The sequence below is a fragment of the Pseudomonas asplenii genome (assembly GCF_900105475.1).
Classification (GTDB): Bacteria; Pseudomonadota; Gammaproteobacteria; order Pseudomonadales; family Pseudomonadaceae; genus Aquipseudomonas; species Aquipseudomonas asplenii.
On sequence record NZ_LT629777.1, the window covers coordinates 207,637 to 231,741 of the forward strand.

Annotated in this window: 21 protein-coding genes; 1 reads left to right on the forward strand and 20 read right to left on the reverse strand. The window is 60.8% G+C overall.

Going from position 1 to position 24,105, the window contains the following annotated elements; genetic code table 11:
- Positions 1–14 precede the first annotated feature (14 nt).
- The 5 genes from surE to BLU37_RS01000 all read right to left on the reverse strand — a co-directional run bounded on the left by surE (position 15) and on the right by BLU37_RS01000 (position 4,427).
- Positions 15–764: a 5'/3'-nucleotidase SurE gene (surE, locus tag BLU37_RS00980; RefSeq protein WP_010444714.1), complete on the reverse strand. Its 750-nt coding sequence runs from the start codon at positions 762–764 to the stop codon at positions 15–17.
- On the reverse strand, positions 752–1,810 hold the full coding sequence (truD, locus tag BLU37_RS00985) for a tRNA pseudouridine(13) synthase TruD (RefSeq protein ID WP_090201970.1): 1,059 nt from the start codon (positions 1,808–1,810) through the stop codon (positions 752–754). The genes surE and truD overlap by 13 nt, the downstream gene beginning before the upstream one ends.
- Positions 1,807–2,280, reverse strand: a complete 474-nt coding sequence (ispF, locus tag BLU37_RS00990) for a 2-C-methyl-D-erythritol 2,4-cyclodiphosphate synthase (RefSeq protein ID WP_010444717.1) — start codon at positions 2,278–2,280, stop codon at positions 1,807–1,809. Before ispF ends, truD begins: the two co-directional genes overlap by 4 nt.
- A gap of 122 nt (positions 2,281–2,402) precedes the next feature.
- Positions 2,403–3,260: an S-formylglutathione hydrolase gene (fghA, locus tag BLU37_RS00995; protein WP_090201971.1), complete on the reverse strand. Its 858-nt coding sequence runs from the start codon at positions 3,258–3,260 to the stop codon at positions 2,403–2,405.
- Positions 3,261–3,314: 54 nt separating this feature from the next.
- Positions 3,315–4,427 carry an S-(hydroxymethyl)glutathione dehydrogenase/class III alcohol dehydrogenase gene (locus tag BLU37_RS01000; RefSeq protein WP_010444720.1) on the reverse strand — a complete coding sequence of 371 codons (1,113 nt, stop codon included), beginning with the start codon at positions 4,425–4,427 and terminating at the stop codon, positions 3,315–3,317.
- A 106-nt stretch (positions 4,428–4,533) separates the two neighbouring features.
- Here BLU37_RS01000 and BLU37_RS01005 point away from each other — a divergent pair, with 106 nt between their 5' ends.
- Positions 4,534–5,430 carry a LysR substrate-binding domain-containing protein gene (locus BLU37_RS01005; protein ID WP_090201972.1) on the forward strand — a complete coding sequence of 299 codons (897 nt, stop codon included), beginning with the start codon at positions 4,534–4,536 and terminating at the stop codon, positions 5,428–5,430.
- Between the two features lie 48 nt (positions 5,431–5,478).
- Here the strand turns inward: BLU37_RS01005 and ispD are convergent, their stop codons facing one another.
- From ispD to bamA, 15 genes are all read right to left on the reverse strand, one after another.
- Positions 5,479–6,189 (reverse strand): 2-C-methyl-D-erythritol 4-phosphate cytidylyltransferase, encoded by a 711-nt coding sequence (gene ispD / locus BLU37_RS01010; protein WP_090201973.1) that lies wholly within the window; start codon positions 6,187–6,189, stop codon positions 5,479–5,481.
- Entirely contained in the window at positions 6,186–6,464 is a 279-nt protein-coding gene (gene ftsB / locus BLU37_RS01015; RefSeq protein WP_010444725.1) for a cell division protein FtsB, read from the reverse strand. The genes ispD and ftsB overlap by 4 nt, the downstream gene beginning before the upstream one ends.
- A gap of 167 nt (positions 6,465–6,631) precedes the next feature.
- Positions 6,632–7,921, reverse strand: coding sequence for a phosphopyruvate hydratase (gene eno, locus BLU37_RS01020; RefSeq protein WP_019361569.1), 1,290 nt, complete (start codon positions 7,919–7,921; stop codon positions 6,632–6,634).
- Positions 7,922–8,077: 156 nt separating this feature from the next.
- Positions 8,078–8,923: a 3-deoxy-8-phosphooctulonate synthase gene (gene kdsA / locus BLU37_RS01025; RefSeq protein ID WP_090201974.1), complete on the reverse strand. Its 846-nt coding sequence runs from the start codon at positions 8,921–8,923 to the stop codon at positions 8,078–8,080.
- Between the two features lie 5 nt (positions 8,924–8,928).
- The gene (locus BLU37_RS01030) at positions 8,929–10,560 is read right to left on the reverse strand and encodes a CTP synthase (protein WP_010444728.1); all 1,632 of its coding nucleotides are present in this window, start codon (positions 10,558–10,560) and stop codon (positions 8,929–8,931) included.
- 274 nt (positions 10,561–10,834) lie between these two features.
- Positions 10,835–12,163, reverse strand: a complete 1,329-nt coding sequence (tilS, locus tag BLU37_RS01035; protein WP_090201975.1) for a tRNA lysidine(34) synthetase TilS — start codon at positions 12,161–12,163, stop codon at positions 10,835–10,837.
- 171 nt (positions 12,164–12,334) lie between these two features.
- Positions 12,335–13,282, reverse strand: coding sequence for an acetyl-CoA carboxylase carboxyltransferase subunit alpha (locus tag BLU37_RS01040; RefSeq protein ID WP_090201976.1), 948 nt, complete (start codon positions 13,280–13,282; stop codon positions 12,335–12,337).
- 149 nt (positions 13,283–13,431) lie between these two features.
- Entirely contained in the window at positions 13,432–16,956 is a 3,525-nt protein-coding gene (gene dnaE, locus BLU37_RS01045) for a DNA polymerase III subunit alpha (protein WP_090201977.1), read from the reverse strand.
- A 72-nt stretch (positions 16,957–17,028) separates the two neighbouring features.
- Entirely contained in the window at positions 17,029–17,646 is a 618-nt protein-coding gene (rnhB, locus tag BLU37_RS01050; RefSeq protein ID WP_029532322.1) for a ribonuclease HII, read from the reverse strand.
- Positions 17,647–17,657: 11 nt separating this feature from the next.
- Entirely contained in the window at positions 17,658–18,788 is a 1,131-nt protein-coding gene (gene lpxB / locus BLU37_RS01055) for a lipid-A-disaccharide synthase (RefSeq protein ID WP_090201978.1), read from the reverse strand.
- A 2-nt stretch (positions 18,789–18,790) separates the two neighbouring features.
- The gene (lpxA, locus tag BLU37_RS01060; RefSeq protein WP_010444734.1) at positions 18,791–19,567 is read right to left on the reverse strand and encodes an acyl-ACP--UDP-N-acetylglucosamine O-acyltransferase; all 777 of its coding nucleotides are present in this window, start codon (positions 19,565–19,567) and stop codon (positions 18,791–18,793) included.
- Entirely contained in the window at positions 19,564–20,004 is a 441-nt protein-coding gene (fabZ, locus tag BLU37_RS01065; protein WP_090201979.1) for a 3-hydroxyacyl-ACP dehydratase FabZ, read from the reverse strand. The genes lpxA and fabZ overlap by 4 nt, the downstream gene beginning before the upstream one ends.
- Positions 20,005–20,109: 105 nt before the next feature.
- Positions 20,110–21,165: a UDP-3-O-(3-hydroxymyristoyl)glucosamine N-acyltransferase gene (gene lpxD, locus BLU37_RS01070; RefSeq protein WP_010444736.1), complete on the reverse strand. Its 1,056-nt coding sequence runs from the start codon at positions 21,163–21,165 to the stop codon at positions 20,110–20,112.
- A 3-nt stretch (positions 21,166–21,168) separates the two neighbouring features.
- A complete protein-coding gene (locus tag BLU37_RS01075; RefSeq protein ID WP_010444737.1) occupies positions 21,169–21,672 on the reverse strand; it encodes an OmpH family outer membrane protein in 504 nt (167 codons plus the stop codon).
- A 45-nt stretch (positions 21,673–21,717) separates the two neighbouring features.
- Positions 21,718–24,105 carry an outer membrane protein assembly factor BamA gene (gene bamA, locus BLU37_RS01080; protein ID WP_010444738.1) on the reverse strand — a complete coding sequence of 796 codons (2,388 nt, stop codon included), beginning with the start codon at positions 24,103–24,105 and terminating at the stop codon, positions 21,718–21,720.

Consider the following 24,105-nt stretch of genomic DNA (forward strand, 5'->3'; position numbering starts at 1 on the left):
GTTTTCACGTGCCATCAGGCAAGCCCCTCCAGCCAACCGTCGAGACTGGCAAAGGCATCGTTGAACGTACGATCCAGCTGCAGCGGCGTGACCGAAACGAAGCCCTGCATCAGGGCATGGAAGTCCGTCCCGGGACCGCCATCCTCGACATTACCGGCCGCCGCGATCCAGTATCCGGCCTTGCCGCGCGGATTGACCTCGCGGATCGGCGCGGCCGCCCGTGCCCGGTGTCCCAGGCGGGTCAGGCGGATGCCACGGATATGCTCCAGCGGCAGGTTCGGCACATTGACGTTGAGCACGGTGCGCGGCGGTAGTTGAAGGCTCTCGTGGGCCTCCACCAGCAACCTTGCGAAATGCGCCGCGCTCGCCAGATTGTCGACCTGATGCGAGGCGAGCGAGAAGGCGAAGGAGGTCCGGGCGAGGAAACGGCCTTCCAGCGCCGCCCCGACCGTACCGGAATACAGCACGTCATCGCCAAGGTTGGCGCCCAGGTTGATACCCGAGACCACCATGTCCGGCTCGTAGCCCAGCAGGCCATTGACCCCCAGGTGCACGCAGTCGGTCGGCGTGCCGTTGAGGCTGATAAAGCCATTGGGCAAGGCGTGCGGATGCAGCGGACGGTCGAGGGTCAGCGAACTGCTGGTACCGCTCCTGTCCTGATCCGGGGCAATCACCCGGCACTCGGCATAGTCCGCCAGCGCAGCGTGAAGCGCGGCGAGGCCGGGGGCGAAAACCCCATCGTCGTTGGAAATCAGAATACGCATGAGCTGTCCGTCTGTCCCACCGGCACCAGATCAACAAGTTCGCGCACCAGAACAGTGGCGAAGCATCCGGCCGGCAGGACGAATTCCAGTTGCAGAATGTCCAGCGACGGATAATGCCACGTCAGCCCGCCAATGGGCAGCCGCAGGATGCGACGTTCGTGCTCCATTCCTGCCTTGGCGAGCCATTGGCACAGTTGCGGTTCACTGGCTGCGACCGCCTGTTCCAGGTCGAAGGTCGCCCCGGCGGTCGGCGAAGGCCCCTCGCCCCACTGGGGGCCGGTCGGATGCAGGTCGAGAATCGCCAGGCGCGGGTCGTGGCATTCGGCTTCGTTGGCCGGGAAAAAGCTGCGGCTGTCGGTAAAGGCCAGCAGGTCGCCGACCTGGGCGCGGTTCCAACTGCCCTCGGCGACCCGCGCCGCCAGCACCTGGTTGAACAGATAACTGCGGGCGGTGGAAAGCAGCCGCGAGCGTACGTTGCGCTGCTCCGGCAACGCCTGGCGCGCCGCATAGTCGCGGGCTTCACCAAGATTGCCGCCCTGGTAACCAAAGCGCTGGGTGCCGAAGTAATTGGGAATACCCAACTGGCAGATCTGTTCGAGGCGTTGTTCCAGGCCCGCCTTGTCAGCCTGCAACTGACTAAGGCGCAAGGTGAAGCCATTGGCCGAATGGGCCCCGCGTTGCAGTTTGCGCTTGTGCCGGACACTCTTGAGAATCCGCAGCGTATCGTTTTGCGCGGCCGTCATGTCCGGATCGGCCTTGCCCGGCAACTGGATGCTGAACCATTGCCGGGTGAGGGCCTGGCGATCCTTCAGGCCGGCGTAGCTGACCGTCCGCAGCGGCACGCCAGCGGCCTTGGCCAGGCGCCGAGCCGCTTCCTCGGTGTTCAGGCCACGCTTCTCCACCCACAACCACAGGTGTTCGCCATCACCGGACAAGGGAATATCGAGGACTTCATCGACCTGGAAATCTTCCGCAGTGGCCTTCAGTACCGCGCGGCCAAGGGCATCGCCATGGGCTCGGGGGCCCAGCAGTTCAAGTTCCGTCATGCGCGCAGCAACAAGGCGACGGAATGCACGGCGATGCCTTCTTCGCGCCCGGTGAAACCGAGCTTTTCAGTGGTGGTGGCTTTTACGTTCACTTGGTCCAACTCAACTTCAAGATCTTCGGCGATCAGCGCGCGCATCGATTCGATATGCGGCGCCATTTTCGGAGCCTGGGCAACAATGGTGTTGTCGACGTTGCCGACTTGCCAGCCGCGCGCCTTGAGCAACGACACCACGTGACGCAACAGCACGCGGCTGTCGGCGCCCTTGTAGGTCGGGTCGGTGTCGGGGAAATGTTTACCGATGTCACCCAATGCCGCCGCGCCCAGCAGCGCGTCACTCAGGGCGTGCAGCAGCACGTCGCCGTCCGAATGAGCCAGCAGCCCATGGTGGTGGGCAATCCGCACACCGCCCAAAGTGATGAAATCGCCTTCGGCGAAACGGTGAACATCATAGCCGTGGCCAATACGCATAAAAAACGCCCCGATTTAGTCAGGGCGTGATTCTACCTATTTTGTCCGGTATTAGGTTCTAGTACGAGAATTAGTCGAGCAACGCTCAGGCCAGGTAAAACAGGCCGAGCGGGCGCAGACCATTATCGTGCAGAACCGGCGCCCAGAGCTTCGCCGTGATGCCGCAGATGGTCGTCGATGAAACTGGCGATGAAGAAATAGCTGTGATCGTAACCCGGCTGCATGCGCAGGGTCAGCGGATGCCCGGCCAGCCTGGCCGCCTGCTGCAAGGCTTCCGGTTTGAGCTGATTGGCCAGGAAGTCATCGCGGTCGCCCTGGTCCACCAGGATCGGCAGCTTCTCGCTCGCCTCGCTGATCAACGCGCAGGCATCCCACTCGCGCCAGCGCGAACGCTCATCACCCAGATAACGCGAGAAAGCCTTCTGCCCCCATGGGCAATCCATCGGATTGCTGATCGGCGCGAAGGCCGAGAGCGACTGGTAACGCCCCGGATTACGCAAGGCACAGACGAGCGCGCCGTGGCCGCCCATGGAGTGGCCGCTGATGCCGCGCTTGTCGCTAGCCGGGAAATGCGCTTCGACCAGGGCCGGCAACTCGTGCACCACATAGTCGTGCATGCGGTAGTGACGAGCCCAGGGTTGTTGGGTGGCATTCAGGTAGAAACCGGCACCGAGCCCGAAGTCCCAGGCGTTATCGGGATCACCAGGCACCTCAGGGCCGCGCGGGCTGGTGTCCGGCGCAACGATGATCAACCCCAGTTGCGCGGCCATGCGCTGGGCGCCGGCCTTGTGCATGAAGTTTTCATCGGTGCAGGTCAGCCCGGACAGCCAGTACAGTACCGGCAGCTTGACGCCCTGCTCGGCCTGCGGCGGCAGATAGACGGCGAAGACCATGTCACAACCGAGCACATCGGAATGATGTTTATAACGTTTATGCCAGCCGCCGAAGCTCTTCTGGCAAGAGAGGTTTTCCAGAGACATTGGGACAACTCCGCACGGCAGGGGCCGGCTGACACGCAGGCCCCTGCACAGTAATCAGAAGTGGATGACGGTACGGATGCTCTTGCCTTCATGCATCAGGTCGAACGCCTTGTTGATGTCCTCAAGCCCCATCGTGTGGGTAATGAAGGTATCCAGCGGAATCTCGCCCTTCTGTGCCATGTCGACATAGCTCGGCAGTTCGCTGCGACCGCGCACGCCGCCGAATGCCGAACCGCGCCAGACGCGACCGGTCACCAACTGGAACGGACGGGTGGCGATTTCCTGGCCAGCCCCGGCCACGCCGATGATCACCGATTCGCCCCAACCCTTGTGGCAGCATTCCAGCGCCGCACGCATCAGTTGCACATTGCCGATGCATTCGAAGGAGAAATCCACACCGCCGTCGGTCATGTCGACGATGACTTCCTGGATCGGACGATCGAAATCCTTCGGGTTGACGCAGTCGGTGGCGCCCAGTTGCCGGGCGATCTCGAACTTGGCCGGATTGATGTCAATGGCAATGATCCGCGCAGCCTTGGCCTTCACCGCGCCAATCACCGCCGACAGACCAATCCCGCCCAAGCCGAAGATCGCCACGGTATCACCAGCCTTGACCTTGGCGGTGTTGAGCACTGCACCGATCCCGGTGGTGACGCCACAGCCCAGCAGGCAGACCTTTTCCAGCGGTGCATCCTTGGCGATCTTGGCCACGGAAATTTCCGGCAGCACGGTGTACTCGGAAAAGGTCGAGGTGCCCATGTAGTGGAAAATCGTCTCACCCTTGTAGGAGAAACGCGAAGTGCCGTCCGGCATCAGGCCCTTGCCCTGGGTGGCGCGGATCGCCTGGCAGAGGTTGGTCTTGCCCGACAGGCAGAATTTGCACTTGCCACATTCCGGGGTGTACAGCGGAATCACGTGATCACCGACCGCCACCGAAGTCACGCCTTCGCCGATGGCCTCGACAATCGCGCCACCTTCGTGACCGAGAATGGACGGGAAGATGCCTTCCGGATCCGCGCCGGACAGGGTGTAGGCGTCGGTGTGGCAGACGCCGCTGGCGACGACACGCAGCAGCACTTCACCGGCCTTGGGCATGGCGACATCGACTTCGACGATTTCCAGAGGCTTCTTCGCCTCGAAGGCAACGGCAGCACGTGACTTGATCATCCAGCAACTCCTGACAGTGAATGGCAAAGACCCCAGTGTAAATCATCGACTATTGGTGAATAATCCAGCCAAAAGCAAAACATTATTGCCATACAGGGATAATCAGATGAGCGATAACGGCTGGGAAGGGATCGACGAGTTCGTCGCCGTGGCCGAGTGCAGCCAGTTCACTGCGGCGGCGGAACGCATGGGGGTGTCCTCTTCGCATATCAGCCGGCAGATCGCCCGCCTGGAAGAACGCCTGCAAACCCGCCTGCTGTATCGCAGCACCCGCCGAGTCACGCTGACCGAAGCCGGCCAGACCTTCCTGCAGCATTGCCAGCGCCTTCAGGATGGTCGCGAAGAAGCCCTGCGCGCGGTGGGCGACCTGACCAGCGAACCCAAGGGCATGTTGCGCATGACCTGTGCGGTGGCCTATGGCGAACGCTTCATCGTGCCGCTGGTGACCACCTTCATGGGGTTGTATCCGCAGTTGCGGGTCGACATCGAATTGAGCAACCGCACCCTGGACCTGGTGCAGGAAGGCCTGGACCTGGCGATTCGGCTGGGTCGCCTGCAGGATTCACGGCTGGTAGCGACGCGGCTGGCACCGCGGCGGATGTACCTGTGCGCCTCCCCTTCCTATCTGGAGCGCTACGGCCGGCCCCACAGTCTGTCGGAATTGAGCCGGCACAACTGCCTGATCGGTAGTTCGGATATCTGGCAACTGGAACAGGAGGGCCGCGAGTTTTCCCAGCGGGTGCAGGGCAACTGGCGCTGCAACAGCGGCCAGGCCGTGCTCGATGCAGCGTTGCAAGGGGTTGGCTTATGCCAGTTGCCGGACTACTACGTGCTGGAGCATCTCCACAACGGCACGCTGATTTCCCTGCTCGACGCGCACCAGCCGCCCAATACCGCAGTGTGGGCGCTGTATCCACAACAACGACACCTGTCACCGAAGGTGCGCAAGCTGGTGGATTATCTCAAGGAGGGGTTGGCGCAACAGCCCGAATACACCGTCTGACCGGCGTTCCGTCGATGGCGTCGACAGGGGCGGTGAGACTTGAAGGTTTCAGCGACGATTGGCCCAGCGCAGGCGCAGCCACTCCAGGTCTTCGGGACGGGTGACCTTGATGTTGTCCGAGCGCCCTTCGATCAGCCGTGGGGCCTGGCCAGCCCACTCCATCGCCGAGGCTTCGTCGGTGATGGTCGCGTCGGCCACCAGGCTGTCGGCCAGCGCCCGATGCAGGGCGCCCAGGCGGAACATCTGCGGCGTGTAGGCCTGCCAGATCAGCGCGCGATCGACGGTTTCCTGCACCCGCCCCTGCTTGTCCACACGCTTGAGCGTGTCACGCGCCGGCACGGCCAGCAGGCCACCCACCGGATCGTCGGCCAGTGCGGCGAGCAGGTTATCGAGGTCGTCGCGGGACAGATTCGGTCGGGCCGCATCATGCACCAGCACCCAATCCTCATCCGCCGCCCCCAGGGCATGCAGATGCAACAAGGCATTGAGCACCGAATCGGCACGCTCGGCACCACCGTCGACACGGCGGATACGCGAATCGCCGGCACAGGCCAGGGTCGGCCAGTAGGGATCATCGGGCGCCAGGCTCAGCACCAGCCCCTTGAGACCCGGATGATCGAGAAAACAGCCAAGGCTGTGTTCGAGAATGGTTCGTCCGCCCAGTTGCAGGTATTGCTTGGGACGGTCGGCAGCCATACGGGCACCCACACCCGCGGCAGGAATCACGGCCCAGAAGGCCGGTAACGATGAGTCAGTCATTGCGCCAACTGATAAAGGGTTTCGCCGTCCTTGACCATGCCCAGTTCATGGCGGGCCCGTTCTTCTACGGTTTCCATGCCTTTCTTCAGTTCAAGAACTTCTGCATCGAGGACGCGATTACGCTCCAGCAGGCGCGCATTCTCGGCATGCTGTTCGGCAATCTGTTGGGTCAGGTCGGCTACCTGCGCCAAGCTCCCGTTACCCACCCAAAGGCGGTACTGCAGGCCAGCCAGCAGCAAGAGCAAGACAAGGAACAACCAGTTGGGACTGCGCATCGAATTTCGTTTACCCAGTGAAAAAGACAGCCAAGCCGACGTCAATACACCAACAGCACAAACATGGGTATACCCAGGCGTGTGCTTGTCAGCCATCAGATTAGTAGCGGAAAAATCGCTATAGCGACTTTTCCGACACAATCAGGTGTCTTTTTACCATCTACGGCTTAACCGCGAAACTCGGAACGACCGTTGTATTTCGCCTTGGCACCCAATTGCTCTTCGATACGCAGCAGTTGGTTGTACTTGGAAACGCGGTCGGAGCGGCACAGCGAGCCGGTTTTGATCTGGCCGGCAGCGGTGCCCACGGCGAGGTCGGCGATGGTCGAGTCTTCGGTTTCACCGGAACGGTGCGAGATCACCGCGGTGTAACCGGCCGCCTTGGCCATCTGGATGGCTTCCAGGGTTTCGGTCAGGGAACCGATCTGGTTGAACTTGATCAGGATGGAGTTGGCGATCTTCTTGTCGATGCCTTCCTTCAGGATCTTGGTGTTGGTCACGAACAGGTCGTCACCCACCAGTTGGGTTTTCTCGCCAATCTTGTCGGTGAGAATTTTCCAGCCGGCCCAGTCGGACTCGTCCAGGCCATCTTCGATCGAGATGATCGGGTAGCGCTCGGTCAGGCCCTTCAGGTAGTCGGCAAAACCTTCGGCGGTGAACACCTGGCCTTCACCGGACAGGTTGTACTGGCCGTCTTCGTAGAATTCGCTGGCGGCGCAGTCCAGAGCCAGGGTCACGTCGGTGCCCAGGGTGTAACCCGCGTTGGCGACGGCTTCGGAGATGACTTTCAGGGCATCTTCGTTGGAGGCCAGGTTCGGCGCGAAGCCACCTTCGTCACCCACTGCGGTGCTCAGGCCACGGGCCTTCAGCACGGCTTTGAGGTGATGGAAAATCTCGGTGCCCATGCGCAGGCCTTCGGAGAAGGTCTTGGCGCCAACCGGCTGAACCATGAATTCCTGGATGTCGACGTTGTTGTCGGCATGTTCGCCACCGTTGATGATGTTCATCATCGGCACCGGCATCGAGTAGACGCCCGGGGTGCCGTTCAGGTTGGCAATGTGCGCGTACAGCGGCAGGTCCTGGTCCTGTGCAGCAGCCTTGGCCGCAGCCAGGGATACCGCGAGGATGGCGTTGGCCCCCAGGTTCGCCTTGTTCTCGGTTCCGTCCAGGGCGATCATCGCGTGATCCAGGGCCTTCTGGTCGGACGGATCCTTGCCCAGCAGCAGGTCACGGATCGGGCCGTTGATGTTGGCAATGGCCTTCAGTACGCCCTTGCCCAGGTAACGGCTCTTGTCGCCATCACGCAGCTCGAGCGCTTCACGCGAGCCGGTGGAAGCACCGGACGGAGCGCAGGCGCTGCCGATGATGCCGTTGTCCAGAAGCACGTCCGCTTCCACAGTGGGGTTGCCACGGGAGTCGAGAACTTCACGACCTTTGATGTCGACGATTTTTGCCATTGTTGTAAACACTCCAAAGTTGACGAAAACGACGCAGCTGAAGGAAATCTTTGTTCGCCCGCAAGCGTATGAAAATTGGCAGCCTTGCAGACGAAAAGGCTCCGAACCTTGGTCCAGAGCCCTGAATCGTGCGGTACTTTACCGGAGATTTTCCGATTAAGCGGTTTCTATCGTCGGAAAACTCTTAATCAACTCATCCAGTGTCTTGAGTTGGCTCAGGAATGGCTCCAGCTTGTCCAGGCGCAAGGCACAAGGGCCATCGCACTTGGCGTTGTCCGGGTCTGGATGCGCCTCAAGGAACAAGCCCGCCAGGCCCTGGCTGATGCCGGCCTTGGCCAGATCGGTGACCTGGGCCCGGCGACCACCCGCAGAATCCGAGCGACCGCCCGGCATCTGCAGGGCGTGGGTCACGTCGAAGAACACCGGGTACTCGAACTGCTTCATGATGCCGAAGCCGAGCATGTCCACCACCAGGTTGTTGTAGCCGAAGCTCGAACCACGCTCGCAGAGGATCAATTGGTCGTTACCGGCTTCCACGCACTTGTTCAGGATGTGTTTCATTTCCTGGGGCGCGAGGAACTGGGCTTTCTTGATATTGATCACCGCCCCGGTCCTGGCCATGGCGACCACCAGGTCGGTCTGGCGCGACAGGAAGGCCGGCAACTGGATGATGTCGCAGACCTCGGCAGCCACGGCGGCCTGGGCCGGCTCGTGGACGTCAGTGATGATCGGCACGCCGAAGGCTTGCTTGATGTCCTGGAAGATCCGCATGCCCTCTTCCAGGCCTGGGCCACGGTAAGAGGTCACGGAGGAACGGTTGGCCTTGTCGAAGCTGGCCTTGAACACGTAGGGGATACCGAGCTTTTCGGTCACCTTCACGTACTCTTCGCAGACTTGCATCGCCATGTCACGGCTTTCCAGCACGTTCATGCCACCGAACAGCACCATCGGCTTGTCGTTGGCGATCTCGATGTCGCCGACGCGAATGATCTTCTGGGCCATCAGTCTCACGCCTTCTTCTGGTGTTGGGCCAGCGCCGCCTTGACGAAACCGCTGAACAGCGGATGACCGTCACGTGGCGTCGAGGTGAATTCCGGGTGGAACTGGCAAGCGACGAACCATGGGTGATCCGCCACTTCAACCACTTCGACCAGCGCGCCATCGCCGGAACGACCGGAAACTTTCAGGCCGGCTTCCATGATCTGCGGCAGCAGCTTGTTGTTCACTTCATAGCGGTGACGGTGACGTTCGACGATCACGTCCTTGGCGTAGCAGTCGTGAACCTTGGAGCCCGACTCCAGCAGGCAGTCCTGGGCGCCGAGGCGCATGGTACCGCCCAGGTCGGAAGTTTCGGTACGGGTCTCGACCGCGCCGGTGGCATCTTCCCACTCGGTGATCAGACCCACGACCGCGTGAGCGCTGGTACGGTCGAATTCGGTGGAGTTGGCGTCTTTCCAGCCCAGCACGTTACGCGCGAACTCGATGACCGCCACTTGCATGCCCAGGCAGATACCCAGGTACGGCACCTTGTTCTCACGGGCGTACTGAACGGCGGTGATCTTGCCTTCCACGCCGCGCAGACCGAAGCCGCCCGGAACCAGGATCGCATCGACACCTTCGAGCAGGCCGGTGCCCTGGTTCTCGATATCCTCGGAATCGATATAGCGCAGGTTGACCTTGGTGCGGTTGGTAATGCCGGCGTGACTCATCGCTTCGATCAGCGACTTGTAGGCGTCCAGCAGTTCCATGTACTTGCCGACCATGGCGATGGTGACTTCGTGCTCGGGGTTGAGCTTGGCGTCGACCACCTTTTCCCACTCGGACAGATCGGCACCGTTGCATTGCAGGCCGAAACGCTCGACGACGAAGTCATCCAGACCCTGGGCGTGCAGCACAGCCGGGATCTTGTAGATGGTGTCGACGTCTTCCAGGGAGATCACCGCACGCTCTTCAACGTTGGTGAACAGCGCAATCTTGCGACGCGAGGACACATCCACCGGATGGTCGGAGCGGCAGATCAGCACGTCAGGCTGCAGGCCAATGGAGCGCAGTTCCTTGACCGAGTGCTGGGTCGGTTTGGTCTTGGTCTCGCCAGCGGTGGCGATGTACGGAACCAGGGTCAGGTGCATCAGCATCGCGCGCTTGGAGCCGACTTCGACCCGCAATTGGCGAATGGCTTCGAGGAACGGTTGCGACTCGATGTCGCCCACGGTACCGCCGATTTCGACCAGAGCCACGTCAGCATCGCCGGCGCCCTTGATGATGCGACGCTTGATTTCGTCGGTGATGTGCGGGATCACCTGGATGGTCGCGCCCAGGTAGTCACCACGGCGTTCCTTGCGCAGTACGTGCTCGTACACGCGGCCGGTGGTGAAGTTGTTGTTCTGGGTCATGGTGGTGCGGATGAACCGCTCGTAGTGACCCAGGTCCAGGTCGGTCTCGGCACCATCGTGGGTGACGAACACTTCACCGTGCTGGAACGGGCTCATGGTGCCCGGATCGACGTTGATGTACGGATCCAGCTTGAGCATGGTGACTTTCAGCCCCCGCGCCTCCAGGATAGCCGCCAATGAAGCCGAGGCAATGCCTTTCCCCAATGAAGAAACAACACCGCCCGTGACGAATATATAGCGCGTCATGAAAAACCCTAGAAGTCTGCGTTAAAGCGGTCCGAGCCGCCCGGGAAAGCGAAGGAAGGCCGAAGCCCCCGATCACCAGCATTAATCACAGTGCATCTTTCAAAAAAACCGCCGCGTTGGGACAGACCGGAAGTGAAAACACCGGTACGTTGCTCGCTACACATTTTTTGGAATCGCCCAGCAAAGACTGCTTGGTAATCGGCAACTGCTGTCATTCAGGCGAATCAACAGAAGTTGTATCAAGAAGGGAGCGTAGTCTACCGGAAAGCGGCTTTCAGCTCAAACCTTGATCGCTCGAAGGTGGTTGCCACTGCAAATGCCAGTCACCAAAGGCCCGCCCGTCGAGCCCCGCCAGGTTGGCCACGGCCAATAACTGTCCATTGCGGTAGACCAGCGGCAATCGGCCGCGGACAAACCAGGGCACGCCGCTTTCATTGAGCAGACGTTTCAGGTCGCGGTGTCCACGGTCGGGCAGGTGCAGCACTTCGCCACCCTGGCGATAGCGCACCTGCAGCGGTCCGGGCGGCGCATCACCGACGATCAGCAACTCGCCGTTGTCCGGTAATTCCAGGGCGCGCTGCGGATGGCTCCATTCAAGATCCGCCACGGGTTGGCGCAACCAGGAGCCACTCAGCCACCACAGGTGTTCGTCAGCGCGGTGTAACTCGCCTTCGGCCAGGCGCCACCTGGGCCGGGCATCATGCCCGGCATCCCGCAAATCATCCCAACCGGCCCAGTGGTCGCTGTCCGGCAGTCGCGTCAACGGTTCCAGCCAATGCCGCAGCAGGTTGCGCTGACGGGCCTCGGACAACTCGGTCAGTGCGTCCAGGGCCAGCGAGGGCATGCCCAGCCAGTCATAGCGGGAATGGGCCTGGGCATTTTCCAGGTCGATCTCGGCCAACTCATCCAGCAGCTCCTGAGCCTCACGCAGGTGCGCCGCGCTGCGCACCATGCTGCCGACCGCCTGCGGCCAGCGCTCGGCCAAGCCGGGGAAAACCCGATGCCGCAGGTAGTTGCGCGAAAACTGCTCATCGGTGTTGGACGGATCCTCGATCCAGTTCAAGCCGTGCTCACGAGCGTATCGTTCCAGTTGCCCACGCGAAACGTCGAGCAGCGGTCGCACCAGATACCCTCCCCCCACTTCCCGCTCGACCGGCATCGCGGCCAGGCCACGTACCCCTGCTCCCCGCAACAGGCGGAACAGCAGAGTCTCAGCCTGATCATCGCGGTGCTGGGCGGTGAGCAGTACATCGTTCAGTTCGGTCACTCCGGCAAACGCCAGATAGCGCGCGTCGCGCGCGGCACGTTCGAGACTGGCACCGAGCTGGACACTCACCCGCACCACCTGCAACGGCACGCCCAGCGAATCGCAGATGGCCTGGCAATGCTCTGGCCAACTGTCCGCAGCGATCTGCAGGCCATGATGGATATGCAGGGCCTTGAGTTCGGGCAGGGATTCGGTTTTGCCCAGGCGGGCCAGCAGATGCAGGAGAACGGTGGAATCGAGGCCGCCGGAGAAGGCCAGCCGCCAGGTCGAAGCGCTGCGCCAAGGCGCCAAGGCTTTAAGGAGCCGGGAGGGTAGATCGATATCTGACTGACGCATGAATTGAGACGCCCCCGGATTCCGTAGGAGCAGAGCTTGCTCGCGAAAGCGATTTCACCCACGAGGCGAACTCACTGAATGGCCGCCTGCGGCGGTTCGCGAGCAAGCTCGACTCCTACAGTCTCCTGGAGGAGCGAGCAGGCCCGCGACGAATGACGAGGTGGCCTCTATTTAGAGACCATAGCTCATCAGTCGCTCGTAGCGACGAGCCAGCAGCGTATCGTTGTCGAATTTCTTCAGCATTGCCAACTGCGAGCTGAGTTCGGCACGAATCAGCGCCGAGGCAGCAGCCGGATCACGGTGAGCACCGCCCAGCGGCTCGGCGATCACCTTGTCGACGATACCCAGGCCTTTCAGGCGCTCGGCCGTGATACCCATGGCTTCGGCGGCATCCGGGGCCTTCTCGGCGGTTTTCCAGAGGATCGAAGCACAACCTTCCGGCGAAATCACCGCATAGGTGGAGTACTGCAGCATGTTCAACTGGTCGCAGACACCAATGGCCAGCGCACCACCGGAACCACCCTCACCGATAACGGTGGCGATGATCGGCGTTTTCAGGCGTGACATGACCCGCAGGTTCCAGGCGATCGCCTCGCTCTGGTTGCGCTCCTCGGCATCGATACCCGGATAGGCGCCCGGCGTGTCGATGAAGGTCAGGATCGGCATCTTGAAGCGTTCGGCCATTTCCATCAGGCGGCACGCCTTGCGGTAGCCTTCCGGACGCGGCATACCGAAGTTGCGACGAACCTTCTCGCGCACTTCACGGCCTTTCTGGTGACCGATAATCATCACCGGCTGGTCGTCCAGGCGGGCAATACCGCCCACGATGGCGGCGTCATCGGAGAAATGCCGGTCGCCGTGCAACTCATCGAACTCGGTGAAGATGTGTTCGATGTAGTCCAAGGTGTAGGGGCGACGCGGGTGACGCGCCAGACGAGCAATCTGCCAGCTGGTCAGTTTGCCGAAAATATCTTCTGTCAGCGTACTGCTCTTTTCCTGCAGTCGGGAAATCTCATCGCCGATGTTCAGCGAGTTGTCGTTACCGACCAAGCGCAGTTCTTCGATCTTGGCTTGCAGGTCAGCGATCGGCTGTTCGAAATCAAGAAAATTCGGGTTCATAAGCGTCCGTCTTGGGTCGAGCACAGTAGTTTTTACACAGCCTGGCCGGCCGATTGATCTGTATCGCGCCCTACCTTAAGGGATATGGCGCATTCAGGTCGAGATTAAAGTAAGTTCAAGGTTGGGGCGCAACGATGGCACCCACCCCCTCAACGGTATTGGAGAAAGACGTTGTCTCGCCCTAACTGGTCACGCAATGCCTGAATCAGACCGTCCGCAGGGTCGATCTTCCAGCTGTCACCCAGTTGCAACAGCGCCTTGGCATCAGGGCCGGTGTACTCCAGGGTGATCGGACAGGCACCTCGGTACTGCTTGAACAGGTCGCCCAGCCAGCGTAGCTCATTGACCTTCAGGGCAGCACCCTGCACCTTCAAGCGCAGACTCTCGGCCAGGTTGGTCCGTGCATCCTCCATGCTCATCACGCGCTTGACCCGCAAGCGCAGGCCGCCGGAGAAGTCGTCGTTGCTGACTTCGCCCTCGACCACCACCATCGCGTCGGTCTGCAACAGCGACTGAGCCGCCATGAATGCATCGGCGAACAACGAAGCCTCGATCCGCGCCGAGCGGTCGTCGAGGGTGATGAAGCCCATCTTGTCGCCCTTCTTGTTCTTCATCACCCGCAGGGCAATGATCATTCCCGCCACGGTCTGGGTGTCGCGTGCCGGTTTCAGGTCGATGATGCGCTGACGGGCGAAACGGCGGATCTCACCTTCGTACTCGTCGATCGGGTGACCGGTCAGGTACAGGCCGAGGGTGTCCTTCTCACCGCGCAGACGATCTTTCAAGGTCAACTCGCGAGCGTTGCGATGACTGCCGTAGACGTCGGCATCCTCTTCGACGAACAGTCCGCCGAACAGGTCGGCGTGACCACTGTCGGCAGTCCGGGCAGTCTGCTCGGCGGCCTTGATCGCCTCTTCCAGCGCCGCCAGCAACACCGCGCGGTTGCGGTCGATGTTGGCCTGGTAGGCCTTGATCTCGTCATGGAAATACGGCCCCAGACGATCCAGCGCACCACTGCGGATCAGAGCATCGAGGGTGCGTTTGTTGATACGCTTGAGGTCGACCCGGCTGCAGAAGTCGAACAGGTCCTTGAACGCGCCCCCTTCGGCCCGCGCCTCGACGATGGCCTCGACCGGCCCCTCGCCCACGCCCTTGATCGCACCCAGCCCATAAACGATGCGCCCATCGTCGTTGACCGTGAACTTGAAATCGGAACTGTTCACATCCGGCGCATCGAGGCGCAGCTTCATGCTGCGTACTTCCTCGATCAGGATCACCACCTTGTCGGTGTTGTGCATATCCGCCGAGAGTACCGCGGCCATGAACGGCGCCGGGTGGTGGGTCTTGAGCCAGGCGGTCTGGTACGAGACCAGCCCGTAGGCAGCCGAGTGCGACTTGTTGAAACCGTAACCGGCGAACTTTTCCACCAAGTCGAAAATGTTACCCGCCAGTTCGCCATCGATGCCGTTGTTGGCACAACCTTCGATGAAACCGCCGCGCTGCTTGGCCATCTCCTCGGGCTTTTTCTTACCCATTGCCCGGCGCAGCATGTCCGCACCACCCAGGGTGTAACCCGCCATGACCTGGGCGATCTGCATCACCTGTTCCTGATACAGGATGATGCCGTAGGTCGGCGCCAGGACCGGCTTCAGGCCGTCATACTGGTAGTCGGGATGCGGGTAGGCCAGCTCGGCACGACCGTGCTTGCGGTTGATGAAGTCATCCACCATGCCCGACTGCAAAGGCCCCGGACGGAACAGCGCCACCAGTGCGATCAGGTCTTCCAGACAGTCTGGCTTGAGCTTCTTGATCAGCTCCTTCATGCCCCGCGATTCAAGCTGGAACACCGCCGTGGTTTCGGCTTTCTGCAGCAGCTCGTAGGTTTTGCGGTCATCGAGCGGAATGAAGTCGATGTTCAGGTCAGGCAGGTTGCTCTTGGCCTGCTCGCGGTTGATGGTTTCCATCGCCCACTTGATGATGGTCAGGGTCCGCAGGCCCAGGAAGTCGAACTTCACCAGGCCGGCCGCCTCGACATCATCCTTGTCGAACTGGGTCACCAGGCCGCCGCCCTCTTCATCACAGGCGATCGGCGAGAAGTCGGTCAGCTTGGTAGGCGCGATCACCACGCCACCGGCGTGCTTGCCGGTACCGCGGGTCACCCCTTCGAGTTTGAGGGCCATCTCCCAGATTTCCCGGCCGTCCTCATCGACTTTGAGGAAGTCGCGCAGCATCTCCTCTTGCTCGTAGGCCTTCTCCAGGGTCATGCCGACCTCGAAGGGGATCATCTTCGACAGCCGGTCGGCCAGGCCATAGGATTTGCCCTGGACCCGCGCCACGTCACGCACCACCGCCTTGGCGGCCATGGTACCGAAGGTGATGATCTGGCTTACCGCGTTACGACCATAGGCCTCGGCCACGTAATCGATCACCCGGTCACGGCCGTCCATGCAGAAGTCGACGTCGAAGTCGGGCATGGAAACACGTTCAGGGTTGAGGAAACGTTCGAACAGCAGGTCGTAGGCCAGCGGGTCGAGGTCGGTGATCCTCAACACATAGGCCACCAGCGAACCGGCACCCGAGCCCCGACCAGGACCGACCGGCACGCCGTTGTTCTTGGCCCATTTGATGAAGTCCATAACGATCAGGAAGTAGCCGGGGAAGCCCATCTGGATGATGATGTCCAGCTCGAACTTCAGGCGGTCCAGGTAGGTCTGGCGCTTTTCCTCGTAATTGGGCGTGGTTTCCTTCGGCCAAAGGACTGTCAGACGCTCTTCCAGACCCTCATGGGAAACATGGCGCAGGTAGTCGTCGATCCCCATGCCGTTGGGCGTCGGAAAATCGGGAAGGAAGTATTTACCCAACTGCACGCTGATATTGCAGCGTTTGGCAATTTCGACTGTGTTTTCCAGCGCCTCGGGCAGGTCGCTGAACAGCTCGGCCATTTCCTCGGCGCTCTTGAGGTACTGCTGGTCGCTGTAGTTGCGCGAGCGGCGCGGGTCATCCAGAGCCCGACCTTCGCCGATACACACGCGGGTTTCGTGGGCGTCGAAATCATCCTGCTTGATGAAGCGCACATCGTTGGTCGCCACCAGCGGCGCGCCAATCCTGTCAGCCAGGGCCACGGCCGCATGCAAATGTTCTTCATCGTAGGGGCGGTTGGTGCGCTGCACTTCCAGATAAAAACGATCCGGGAAGATCGCCATCCACTCCAGTGCCAACGCCTCGGCCACCTCCGGATTGCCGGCCACCAGCGCCATGCCGATCTCACCTTCCTTGGCCGCAGAAAGCATGATCAGGCCTTGCGCGGCTTCTGCCACCCATTCACGCTCGATGACGATCAGGCCGTTGCGCTGACCATCCATATACCCACGGGAGATCAGTTCGGTGAGGTTGCGATAGCCTTCGGCGTTCATTGCCAGCAGGCTGATACGACTCAGCGGGGCCTCGGGATCCTTGTTCGACAGCCACAGGTCGGCGCCGCAGATCGGCTTGATCCCGCTCCCCATGGCGGCCTTGTAGAACTTGACCAGGGAACACATGTTGCTCTGGTCGGTCACCGCCACGGCGGGCATGCCCATGCCGTTCAGGGCCTTGACCAGCGGTTTGATCCGGACCAGACCGTCGACCAGGGAGAACTCGGTGTGCAGGCGTAGATGAACGAATGAAGCCGGCATAGTGATCCTGTCCAAAGCTTGGAAAACAACAAGGCCCGGATTGTACCGGGCCTTGGCTAAAACATCAGCAGACTAACGCCCTTCGCGGGCCTCCCAGGCCAGTCGCACCGGCGCGAACGACCGTCGGTGAATCGGCGTCGGACCCAGGCGGCTCAGGGCCTCCAGGTGCACCGGCGTCGGATAACCCTTGTGCCCGCCAATGCCGTAACCGGGATAGATTTCTTCGAAGGCAGTCATTTCCCGATCGCGACTGACTTTTGCCAGGATCGATGCTGCGGCAATCGCCGGCACCTTGCTATCACCCTTGACCACCGCTTCCGCCGGCATCGACAACCTGGGGCAACGGTTGCCATCGATCATCGCCAGCTTGGGCTGAATATGCAGCCCCTCGACCGCGCGTTGCATGGCAAGCATGGTGGCATGGAGGATATTCAGTTCGTCGATTTCCTCGACTTCAGCCCGGGCAATGCACCAGCTCAGCGCCTTTTCACGAATCTCGTCAAAGAGCTTTTCGCGTCGTGCCTCGGTCAGCTTCTTCGAATCGTTCAGACCGAGGATCGGTCGTTTGGGATCGAGGATCACCGCCGCCGTGACCACTGCGCCGCAGAGCGGGCCACGACCGACTTCATCGACACCGGCCACCAGGTCTTCGGCATCCGCCACCAGGGTAAAATCCAGTCCCATCTGCATCTTGGTATTACTCATACAGGTTTTGCGATCAATGCCAGGACTGCATCGGCGGCCTGGTTCGAAGCATCCAGGCGCAGAGTCCGGTGGATCTCGTCGAAACTGCGGGTCTGCTCCTCGCCCCCCTCGATCAGTGGCGACAGGGTGTTCGCCAACGCCTCGGGCGTGGCGTCATCCTGCAGCAACTCAGGCACCAACAGGCGCTGGGCCAGCAGGTTGGGCAAGGAAATGTAGGGGCTTTTCACCAACCGTTTGAGAATCCAGAACGTCAGTGGCGCCAGACGATAGGCGACCACCATCGGACGCTTGTACAACAGGGCTTCCAGCGTCGCGGTACCCGACGCGATCAGTACCGCATCACAGGCCGCCAGGGCCTTGTGGGACTGACCATCGAGCAGGGTCAACGGTAAATCGCGCCCGACCAGCAAGGCCTCGATCTGGCTTCGCCGCTGCGCACTGGCACATGGCATGACAAAGCGGATACCGGGCTGAGCGGCCCGCAGCCGCTCGGCCGTATCCAGGAACAACGCGCCGAGACGCCCGACTTCGCCACCGCGACTACCGGGCATCAACGCCACCAGCGGACCATCCGGCAGCCCGAGTTCGGCACGGGCGGCCACGCGGTCGGCCTGCAGGGGAATGGTATCGGCCAGGGGGTGCCCGACAAAACGCACCGGTACGCCCTTCTCTTCGTAGAAACGCGCTTCGAACGGCAGCAGCGTCAGCATCAGGTCGCAGCCTTCGCGGATCTTCAGCACACGTTTCTGGCGCCACGCCCAAACCGAAGGGCTGACGTAATGCACCGTCCTGATCCCGGCTCGACGCAGCTTGAGTTCGATATTGAGCGTGAAGTCCGGTGCATCGATGCCGATGAATACGTCGGGCTTCTCGTCGATCAACGTCTGGATCAGCAGCTTGCGCCGCTTGAGCAGCTCAGGCAGGCGCCCGAGCACTTCGACCAGACCCATGACCGACAGGCGCTCCATGGGGAAATAGGAAACCAGGCCCTCGGCTTCCATCAACGGACCACCCACGCCGATGAACTCGACAGAAGGGTGACGGGCCTTGAGTGCCCGCATGAGGCCGGAGCCGAGAATGTCTCCGGACGCTTCGCCGGCGACCAGCGCAATACGCAAACCGGCCATGGTCAGCGGGTGATACCGCGAGTCGAGGACTGGATCGATTCGAGAAACACTGCCACCTCGGGGTACTGAGCGGCCGGTTCGGCCAATTCGGCAATCGCCTGTTCTACAGTCAGGCCCTGGCGATAGACCACCTTGTAGGCTCGACGCAGCGCATGGATCGCGTCATCGCTGAAACCACGACGGCGCATGCCCTCGAAGTTCATGCTGCGGGCTTCGGCCGGGTTGCCGAACACCGTGACATAAGCTGGCACGTCCTTGCCGATGGCGGTCCCCATACCGGAAAAACTGTGGGCACCGATATGGCAGAACTGGTGCACCAGGGTATAGCCGGAGAGAATCGCCCAATCGTCGACGTGTACATGCCCGGCCAACGCAGTGTTGTTGACCAGGATGCAGTGGTTGCCGATTACGCTGTCATGACCGATATGGGCATAGGCCATGATCAGGTTATGGTCGCCCAGCGTGGTCTCCGAACGATCCTGGATGGTGCCACGGTGAATCGTCACACCTTCACGGATGACGTTATGGTCACCGATCACCAGGCGAGTCTCCTCGCCCTTGTATTTCAGATCGGGCGTATCCTCACCTACCGAGGAAAACTGGTAGATACGATTATGCTTGCCGATCCGGGTCGGGCCCTTGAGGATCACATGCGGCCCGATCACTGTTCCCTCGCCGATTTCCACACCTGCGCCGATGATCGACCAGGGGCCGACCTCGACACCCTCGGCCAGCACGGCCGTCGGATCGATGATTGCACGAGGGTCAATCAGACTCATACTTCCTGTTCCGCGCAGATGATCTCGGCAGAGCATACAGGCTTGCCATCGACCGAAGCCTGGCACTCGAACTTCCAGAGCTTGCGCTTGCAACTGATGAAGGTCGCTTCGAGGATCAGTTGATCACCCGGTTTGACCGGCTGACGGAAGCGCAGCTTGTCGGAACCGACGAAATAGTAAAGGGTGCCATCAGCGGGCTTCACGTCCAGGATCTTGAAACCGAGGATGCCGGCAGCCTGGGCCATGGCTTCAATGATCAACACACCCGGCATGATCGGATGCGCCGGGAAGTGACCATTGAAGAAAGGCTCGTTGATGCTGACATTCTTGTAGGCACGAATGCGCTTGGCCTCGACATCCAGGTCCACCACCCGATCCACCAGCAGGAACGGGTAACGGTGAGGCAGGTATTCGCGAATCTCGTTGATGTCCATCATTTCGTGGGGAAGCCTGTAGTAAAGATGGGGAGCACGCCCCGACAGGGCGAACTCCTCTAGCAAATCAAGGAGGCAGTCTAACGACTACTTGATATGGAAATGGTATCAGCCTTCAGATGAAGCATGCGCGTCCGGGGTCACGTCCCCGACACGTTTTTCCAACTGTCGCAGCCGCCGCGCCATGTCGTCGAGCTGGCGAATACGTGCTGCGCTCTTGCGCCATTCGGCTGCTGGCTGCATCGCCGTACCGGAGGAATAGGCGCCTGGCTCGGTAATCGAGTGGGTCACCATGGTCATCCCGGTCAGGAAAACGTTATCGCAGATCTCGATATGCCCCACCAGCCCGACACCGCCGGCGAGCATGCAGTGCTTGCCGATCTTGGTGCTGCCGGAAATACCACAGCACGCAGCCATGGCCGTGTGATCGCCCACCTGGACGTTATGGGCGATCTGGATCTGGTTATCGAGTTTGACACCGTTCCCGAGAATCGTATCGGCCAACGCGCCGCGATCGATGGCGGTATTCACACCGATCTCCACATCGTCACCCACCAGCACGCCGCCGATCTGGGCGATCTTGTTCCAGACACCTTTTTCGTTGGCGAAACCGAAGCCCTCACCCCCGAGCACGGCGCCCGACTGAATGACCACCCGCTTGCCGATACGAACATCGTGGTACAGCGTCACGCGGGGGGCCAACCAGCCACCCTCACCGATTTCGCAACGCGCACCGATAAAGCAGTGGGCTCCGAGGGTGACACCTGCACCAATACGCGCACCGCTCTCGATCACCACGAAGGGGCCGATGCTTGCCGTCGGATCGACCGAAGCATCCGCTGCCACCACGGCGCTCGGGTGAATACCCGCAGCAGCCTTGGGCTTGGGATCGAACAGATGCGAGATGCGTGCATAGGCCAGATAGGGATCAGGCACCACCAGCGCATCGCCGGCATAGCCTTCGGCATCGGCAGCCTTGAGCAGAACGGCTCCGGCCTGACTATCCACCAGGAACTTGCGGTACTGGGGATTTGCCAGGAAGCTCAATTGAGCTGGGCCGGCCTCCTGCAAGGTGGCCAGCCCAGTGATTTCCTTCTCCGCGGAGCCACGCAGGGTGGCGCCGAGGACCTCGGCCAACTGGCCGAGCTTGATAGTCGCAGTCATGGATTACTTCAGCTGGTTCATACGCTCGATAACCTGACGGGTGATGTCGTACTGAGGTTTGACATCAATCACCGCACCGCGCTCGAACACCAGGTCGAAGGCACCTTTCTTGATGACTTCCTCAACCGCGCTGTCCAGCTTCGGCTTCAATTGCTTGAGCATTTCACGGTCGGCAACAGCCTTGGCTTCGTTCAGTTCCTTGGATTGGAACTGGAAGTCACGGGCCTTTTGCTTGAATTCAAGCTCCAGACGCTCACGCTCGCCCTGTTGCATCTTGTCGCCACCGGCTACCAGGCGATCCTGAATACCCTTGGCGCTGCTTTCCAGGGTCTTGAGCTTGGTCAGTTGCGGGCCGAATTTCTTCTCGGCATCGACGGCATACTTCTTGGCGGCGTCGGACTCCAGCAGAGCCATCTGATAGTTCAGTACTGCGATTTTCATTTCGGCAAAGGCCGGGGTCGCTACCAGAACGGTTGCCAGCAGTACCAGTTGGGTCAACTTACGCACGATAAACTCCTACAAAATCCATTGTCATTAGCTGAGGGCAGAACCTTAGAAGGTCTGACCAAGGGAGAACTGGAACACCTGAGTTTCGGCATTGTCTGGCTTCTTGACCGGCATCGCCAGGGCAAAACTCAATGGACCCAGCGCCGTCACCCAGGTCACCCCAACGCCCACGGAGCTGGCCAGGTTGCTGAAACTGACGTCGTTGCACTGTGTCTGCGACAGCGTGCCGTTGGTGTTCTTGACCTGCTCGCACTTGGAGTCGAACACGTTACCCACGTCCCAGAACAGCGAGGTACGCAGAGAGCGCTGATCCTTGACGAACGGCAGCGGGAACATCAGTTCGGCACCGCCCTGGATCAGCACGTTGCCACCGAACGGCAGCGCGCTGGTATCCGTGTCGGCAACAGTACCGACGTTGCCAGTCACACCCACGCCACGACTCGGCGTACCACGTGGACCGAGGGTACTGTCCTTGAAGCCACGGACCGAGTTGAAACCACCTGCATAGTAGTTCTCGTAGAACGGCAGACCGTTAGTGGAACCATAACCATCGCCATAACCCAGTTCGGTATGGAAGCGCATGGTGTAGGTATCGGTCAGCGGTGCGAACACCTGGCCGCGGTAATCGAGCTTGAAGAACGACAGGTCGCTACCCGGCGTGGTGGTTTCCAGGGTCAGGCTCTGGGAGTGACCACGGGTTGCCAGCACGCCCTTGTTCAGCGTCGACTCCGACCAGCCGGCAGATGCCTTGAAGTTCAGGTAGCTGCTACCGTTATCGTTGACGAAGTTGAAGATCTCGTCGACGGTGTACAGGCCGGTCTTGATCTTGTCCTGCTGGGCGGTCAGACCGAAGGTCAGACGAGAAGTCTCGCTGATCGGGTAACCCACGCTCACGCCGGCACCCAGGCTGTCCACCGCATAGCTGGCTACGTCGACATCGAGGTCCTTGTAGTCGGTGGTGCGGTAGAACACGTTGTAGCCCAGGCTGACGCCATCGGCAGTCCAGTAGGGGTCAACGTAGCCGAAGTTGTAGCGGCTCTGGTATTGGCTGCGGGTCAGGCCGATGCTGACCTTGTTACCGGTACCGAGGAAGTTGTTCTGGGTGATCGAGCCACCGAGGATCAGACCGGCGCTCTGGGCGAAACCGACGCTGGCGGTGATCGAACCGGAAGCCTGCTCTTCCACGGCGTAGTTGACGTCGACCTGGTCATCGACACCCGGCACGGCCGGCGTTTCGACGTTCACTTCCTTGAAGAAGCCCAGGCGCTCCAGACGGGTCTTGGACTGGTCGATCAGGTAGGTCGAAGCCCAGCCACCTTCCATCTGACGCATTTCACGACGCAGCACTTCGTCCTCGGACTTGGTGTTTCCACGGAAGTTGATACGGTTGACGTAGGCACGCTTGCCCGGATCGACCACAAAAGTGATATCGACCGTGTGGTCGTCGTCGTGCGGCGTCGGCACGCCATTGACGTTGGCAAAGGTGTAGCCGTCGTTACCCAGGCGGCGGGTGATCAGCTCGGAAGTGGTGGTCATCAGCTTGCGCGAGAACACCTGGCCCGGCTCGACCAGCAACAGCGACTTGACCTGGTCTTCAGGCACTTTCAGGTCGCCGCTGAGCTTGACGTCGCGGACCTTGTACTTCTGGCCTTCGGTGATGTTGACGGTGATATAGACGTTTTTCTTGTCCGGGGTGATCGACACCTGGGTCGAGGCGATATCCATGTTGATATAGCCGCGGTCGAGGTAGTAGGAACGCAGGCGTTCCAGGTCACCGGACAGTTTTTCACGGGCGTACTTGTCGTCGTTCTTGAAGAACGACAACCAGTTGGTGGTCTTGAGTTCGAACAGATCGGTCAGGTCGTCGTCAGGGAATACCGTGTTACCCACCACGTTGATGTGCTGGATAGCGGCAACGGTGCCTTCGTTGATCTTGATCTTCAGGGCGACGCGGTTACGTGGCTGCGGCACCACTTCGGTGTCGACCTCGGCCGAGTAGCGGCCCTGGGCAACGTACTGGCGCTGCAGTTCGTTACGCACACCCTCGAGGGTTGCCCGCTGGAAGATCTCGCCTTCGGCCAGGCCGGACTGTTTCAGACCTTTCATCAGGTCGTCAGTCGAAATCGCCTTGTTGCCTTCGATATCGATACTGGCCACCGACGGCCGCTCGACGACCGAGATGACCAGGACGTTACCGTCGCGCCCCAGCTGGATATCCTGGAAGAAACCGGTTTTGAACAGCGCACGGGTGGATTCCACCAGGCGACGGTCATCAGCTTGATCCCCGACGTTCAACGGTAACGCACCGAACACGCTACCAGCGGACACCCGCTGGAGGCCGTTGACACGGATATCGGAGATAGTGAAGGACTCGGCGTGAACTTCGGCGATCATCAATACGGTGAGAACCGCAGTTAGCAGCAGACGTTTCAT

Bases quoted from the DNA above. Each gene is read 5' to 3' on its own strand.
- surE (WP_010444714.1), bottom strand. From the start codon at position 764: ATGCGTATTCTGATTTCCAACGACGATGGGGTTTTCGCCCCCGGCCTC.
- truD (WP_090201970.1), bottom strand. From the start codon at position 1,810: ATGACGGAACTTGAACTGCTGGGCCCCCGAGCCCATGGCGATGCCCTT.
- ispF (WP_010444717.1), bottom strand. From the start codon at position 2,280: ATGCGTATTGGCCACGGCTATGATGTTCACCGTTTCGCCGAAGGCGAT.
- fghA (WP_090201971.1), bottom strand. From the start codon at position 3,260: ATGTCTCTGGAAAACCTCTCTTGCCAGAAGAGCTTCGGCGGCTGGCAT.
- BLU37_RS01000 (WP_010444720.1), bottom strand. From the start codon at position 4,427: ATGATCAAGTCACGTGCTGCCGTTGCCTTCGAGGCGAAGAAGCCTCTG.
- BLU37_RS01005 (WP_090201972.1), top strand. From the start codon at position 4,534: ATGAGCGATAACGGCTGGGAAGGGATCGACGAGTTCGTCGCCGTGGCC.
- ispD (WP_090201973.1), bottom strand. From the start codon at position 6,189: ATGACTGACTCATCGTTACCGGCCTTCTGGGCCGTGATTCCTGCCGCG.
- ftsB (WP_010444725.1), bottom strand. From the start codon at position 6,464: ATGCGCAGTCCCAACTGGTTGTTCCTTGTCTTGCTCTTGCTGCTGGCT.
- eno (WP_019361569.1), bottom strand. From the start codon at position 7,921: ATGGCAAAAATCGTCGACATCAAAGGTCGTGAAGTTCTCGACTCCCGT.
- kdsA (WP_090201974.1), bottom strand. From the start codon at position 8,923: ATGGCCCAGAAGATCATTCGCGTCGGCGACATCGAGATCGCCAACGAC.
- BLU37_RS01030 (WP_010444728.1), bottom strand. From the start codon at position 10,560: ATGACGCGCTATATATTCGTCACGGGCGGTGTTGTTTCTTCATTGGGG.
- tilS (WP_090201975.1), bottom strand. From the start codon at position 12,163: ATGCGTCAGTCAGATATCGATCTACCCTCCCGGCTCCTTAAAGCCTTG.
- BLU37_RS01040 (WP_090201976.1), bottom strand. From the start codon at position 13,282: ATGAACCCGAATTTTCTTGATTTCGAACAGCCGATCGCTGACCTGCAA.
- dnaE (WP_090201977.1), bottom strand. From the start codon at position 16,956: ATGCCGGCTTCATTCGTTCATCTACGCCTGCACACCGAGTTCTCCCTG.
- rnhB (WP_029532322.1), bottom strand. From the start codon at position 17,646: ATGCAGATGGGACTGGATTTTACCCTGGTGGCGGATGCCGAAGACCTG.
- lpxB (WP_090201978.1), bottom strand. From the start codon at position 18,788: ATGGCCGGTTTGCGTATTGCGCTGGTCGCCGGCGAAGCGTCCGGAGAC.
- lpxA (WP_010444734.1), bottom strand. From the start codon at position 19,567: ATGAGTCTGATTGACCCTCGTGCAATCATCGATCCGACGGCCGTGCTG.
- fabZ (WP_090201979.1), bottom strand. From the start codon at position 20,004: ATGATGGACATCAACGAGATTCGCGAATACCTGCCTCACCGTTACCCG.
- lpxD (WP_010444736.1), bottom strand. From the start codon at position 21,165: ATGACTGCGACTATCAAGCTCGGCCAGTTGGCCGAGGTCCTCGGCGCC.
- bamA (WP_010444738.1), bottom strand. From the start codon at position 24,105: ATGAAACGTCTGCTGCTAACTGCGGTTCTCACCGTATTGATGATCGCC.